The organism is Flaviflexus sp. (genome assembly GCF_041440645.1).
Lineage (GTDB): Bacteria > Actinomycetota > Actinomycetes > Actinomycetales > Actinomycetaceae > Flaviflexus.
The window spans coordinates 1-4,077 of sequence record NZ_JASDVN010000041.1; the positions used below are offsets into that span (position 1 = coordinate 1).

Genomic DNA, 4,077 nt, shown 5'->3' on the forward strand with positions numbered 1-4,077 from the left:
GTACAGTGGAGGGGTGAAGAATCGCCTCCCACTCCTCATTCCAGTTGCCCTCGTTGGTCTTGCTGGCTGTGCAACGACCGTTGGTCTTGAAGCCACCCCCTATGCTTCCGATCCCACGTGCGCCACGATGCTCCAGGCAACACCCGATGAGGTCTCGGGATTCGAGCGATCAAAGACGACAGCGCAGGCGACAACTGCTTGGGGTGAGGGAGCGTCTTTCCGGTGCGGTCTCGAATCACCAACCCCGTCAACTGACCGCTGCATCACGGTCGGCGGTATCGACTGGCTCAGCCTCGACTCCAGCGACCCCAGGATTCCCCAGAACGGCGGGGACGGAACCTGGACCTTCATCTCCTACGGCAGGGTCCCAACCGTTGAGGTGGTCATTTCTACCGAGGCAGTTGGTGCGGGAACAGTGACCGACGTCCTCACCTCCTTCACCCCGGCGATGTCCCAGGCGACCGTGGAACGCGAATGCGTGGGCCTCACCGACGCACCACTCGTGCTCGACGAGGGTGAAGCCGATGATGGGACTGGCGACGAGAACGCAATTCCGGGAGAAGATGCCACCCGCGACGTGGATCCCAGCGCCGAGGAATTAGCGACCAATGAAAGCACTGAAGACTGAGCCTTCTGTTGAGCCCTCAGTGCAAGACAATTGGGACTTAGCCTTGAGAACTGAACCCTAAGGGACGATTCCTGGACCCCAGGGACAACGAGAGGTCCACCCCGGGCATGGATAGAATCCTGCTCTTACTTGTTCCAGGCTTCTGTTACTGGACTAAAAATTGACGGAGTGGATGTCGACAATAGGCCAACATCCACTCCTCGCGTTTATGGGAACTCTTCCTGGGCTCCGAGGGAATCTTCCTCGTTCTCCTAGCGGAGTCCGGCGTTCCTCTCGAGGGCGAGTCCGATGAGTTCGTCGATGAGCTCGGAGTAGGTCATGCCCGACTTCTGCCACATGAGCGGATACATCGAGTAGGGAGTGAACCCAGGGATCGTGTTGATCTCGTTAATGACGAGCTCGCCATCGTCGTAGAAGAAGTCGACTCGCGCCATGCCCTCGCAGTCGATCGCCTCGAAGGCTCGCAGGGCCATTTCCCGGAGCTTCTCTTGATCGTCGTCGGGCATCGCAGCCGGGATCGAAAGGACGAGGCCATCGGTGTCGACGTACTTGGATTCGTAGTCGTAGAAACCCGAGTCGGGATTGTCGAGAACGATCTCACCAGGGAGCGAGGCCTTCGGGCTTTCCGTACCCGTGCCACCAAGAATTGCGCACTCGACCTCGCGGCCGGTGATGCCCTGCTCGACAATGACCTTCGGGTCGTGCTTCTGCGCCTCAGCAATGGCAGCGTCGAGTTCATCGAGAGATTCGATGCGGGAGATGCCGAGGGAGGATCCTGCGCGGGAGGGCTTGACGAAGAGCGGGAACTTCAGTGCCTTGATCTGCTGGACAAGTTCGTCGCGGCGTGTGCGCCAGCCGTTCGCGGTGACAAGCACCCACGGGCCAACGGGCAGGCCCGCTTCGCGCAGAACGATCTTCGTGTAGTGCTTGTCCATGACGGCAGCGGAGGCAAAGACCCCGGAACCGACGTACTTCAGTCCCGCCATCTCGAACAGTCCCTGAATGGTTCCGTCCTCACCGAACGGTCCGTGCAGGAGCGGGAAGACAACATCGACATCGAGGGACTCCTCCCCCACGTGGAAGGTGCCCGTGCCGTACGAGATCGTGACGGGTTCACCCGGGCCCACGGTCGCGCTGCCGGTACCCAGAACGTCGGTATCGGTCGTTCCGTTCACCCAGGTACCGTCCTGGCGGATTCCGATAGGGACAATCTCGTAGCGTTCCGTGTCAATTGAGGACATGACAGAACTTGCGGTCATGCATGACACAGAGTGCTCACCGGAGCGCCCACCGTAGACAATTGCAACTCGAATCTTGGAACCGTTCTTCACCGCTCGAGCCTATCAAGATAGTGTTTGTAACATGACGAACCCAGCAACAATTCTTGCCCAGTCGGGTCGCCCCGAACGCGTCCAGGGCAATCCCGTGAACCCGCCGATCGTGCTGTCATCCACGTACCGTAACTCCGGCACCGGCCCAGGCAATATTTACGCCCGCTGGGACACGGAAACCTGGAACCCATTTGAGAAGACCCTCGCGACACTCGAGGGCGCGTCCCTTCCCGCCCTCGTCCATGCCTCCGGCATGGCCGCCATCACGACCGCATTGCACTGTGCTCCTCCCGGAAAGATCGTGGCCCCGAAGCACTCCTACCATGCATCTCTCGTGGTAGCGAGGGAGATGGCGGAGCGCGAGGGCGGCGAGGTCGTCACCGTCGACATCGCCAACACTGACGAGATCCTTGCGGCACTGCCCGGCGCGAAGGCCGTTCTTCTCGAGTCCCCAACGAACCCGATGCTTGAACTTGCCGACATTGAGACGGTTGCGAAGGCGGCCCACGAGCAGGGCACGCTCGTCATTGTCGACAACACGTTCGCGACTCCCCTCGGCCAGCAGCCGCTCTCCCTCGGAGCCGACATCGTCGTACACTCCGCTACCAAGTACTTGGCAGGACACTCCGACGTTGTCCTCGGTGCCGTCGTCACCAACTCCGAGGAGCTTCACGACACCATGTGGAACTACCGGACCCACACCGGTTCGGTTGCTGGCCCTATGGAAACGTGGCTTGCCCTGCGCGGTATGAGGACCCTGTCTCTTCGGTTTGAACGCATCACCCAGAACGCTGCCGAGCTCGCCAAGCGACTCTCCGAGCATCCTCTCGTCGAGGCCGTCGCACACCCATCCTTGCCGAACCACCCGAACCGGGAACGAGCACCCAAGGGCTGCGGCGTACTGACGCTCCGCCCCAAGGGCGGCAAGGAAGCGGCCGACCGCCTCGTCGAGGCAACCACCCTGTGGCTGCCGGCAACCTCACTCGGTGGCGTTGAATCAACCCTGGAGCGACGCAGGCGGTTTGCTGACGAGGCCGTGACCGTTCCCGAGGATCTGCTCCGCCTCTCCTGCGGCATCGAGGACATCGAGGACCTGTGGGAGGACCTCGACAACGCCCTGAGGATCGCAGTCCAGTAGCGCGATATCGCATTTCCGCGGCCCCGGATTTCGCTCCAGTGGCCGCGGATTGCGTTCCAGTGGCGCACAATCGCGCCCAGGTCGCGGCGCGTTGCAGTCCAGTAACACTTCGCCTCAGCCTTGGACGACTCCGGCTCCTGCCAAGTAGATTAACGTCATGAGAAGACTAGTCATGGCACTTGCACTAACGACCATCCTTGCCGGATGCTCCAGCAGTACAGAGGACGAGCCTACGAGCCTCTCTCCGGAGGAGGGCACATCGGGGCCCGAGGAGACAACGACTCCCGATGAGGAGACGACAACTCCCGCTGAAGAAACGAGCGAGCCCGAAACAACGGAACCGGCCGAGGACAAGACTGACGAGCCCACCGACGAAGCCACCGACGAGGATTCCGGACCCGCCTTCACCCTGGACGCAACCCAATCAAGCAACTTCCCGAATCTTCTCGGTCAGTTCCTTGCGACATCTGCACGCGTCGGTGGTCACGACACCTACGACCGCGTCGTCATCGAATACGACGGCACCGAGGGTGAGCTCAACTGGTCGGCAAACTACGAGGATGCTCCCATCCAGGACGGTTCCGGCTTCGAGGTCGACATGGCCGGCGAAGAGTTCCTCACCATCTGGGTATCGGGTGTCCGCTACCCCACCGAAGAGGAGATGACGGACGCTGAGTTCCCCATCACCGGTCTCGACCAGTCCAGCATCATCGAGGACGTCGTTGTGGATGGACCTTTCGAGGGCATGCACACGATCTTCATCGGAACCGATGCACAACACCCCTACCGCGTCCAGGTCTTCGACAACCCCACTCGCATCGTCGTCGACATCGAGAAGTAGACAAGACCAGCAAGAATACTTGCACCGAAAGCCAGCACCGACCGGCGCGGAACACGAAGGCCCAGGATCAATCCTGGGCCTTCACTTAACTGGCTCTTCATAATTGAGTGTGTAGCGGGCGTTTTGCGCGTCGTGGCAT

General features: G+C 60.8%; 4 protein-coding genes. 3 read left to right on the forward strand and 1 reads right to left on the reverse strand.

The features are described 5' to 3' along the window. The first annotated feature begins 13 nt into the window (after positions 1–13). A complete protein-coding gene (locus QMB98_RS05570; RefSeq protein WP_371684692.1) occupies positions 14–628 on the forward strand; it encodes a DUF3515 family protein in 615 nt (204 codons plus the stop codon). 251 nt (positions 629–879) lie between these two features. Here the strand turns inward: QMB98_RS05570 and QMB98_RS05575 are convergent, their stop codons facing one another. Beyond that, positions 880–1,959: a D-alanine--D-alanine ligase family protein gene (locus QMB98_RS05575; RefSeq protein WP_371684693.1), complete on the reverse strand. Its 1,080-nt coding sequence runs from the start codon at positions 1,957–1,959 to the stop codon at positions 880–882. Between the two features lie 31 nt (positions 1,960–1,990). Between QMB98_RS05575 and QMB98_RS05580 the strand changes: the two genes are divergently transcribed. Both QMB98_RS05580 and QMB98_RS05585 read left to right on the forward strand, forming a co-directional pair. Continuing rightward, positions 1,991–3,097 carry a PLP-dependent aspartate aminotransferase family protein gene (locus QMB98_RS05580; RefSeq protein ID WP_371684694.1) on the forward strand — a complete coding sequence of 369 codons (1,107 nt, stop codon included), beginning with the start codon at positions 1,991–1,993 and terminating at the stop codon, positions 3,095–3,097. Between the two features lie 172 nt (positions 3,098–3,269). Continuing rightward, on the forward strand, positions 3,270–3,938 hold the full coding sequence (locus tag QMB98_RS05585) for a hypothetical protein (RefSeq protein WP_371684695.1): 669 nt from the start codon (positions 3,270–3,272) through the stop codon (positions 3,936–3,938). Positions 3,939–4,077: the final 139 nt, after the last annotated feature.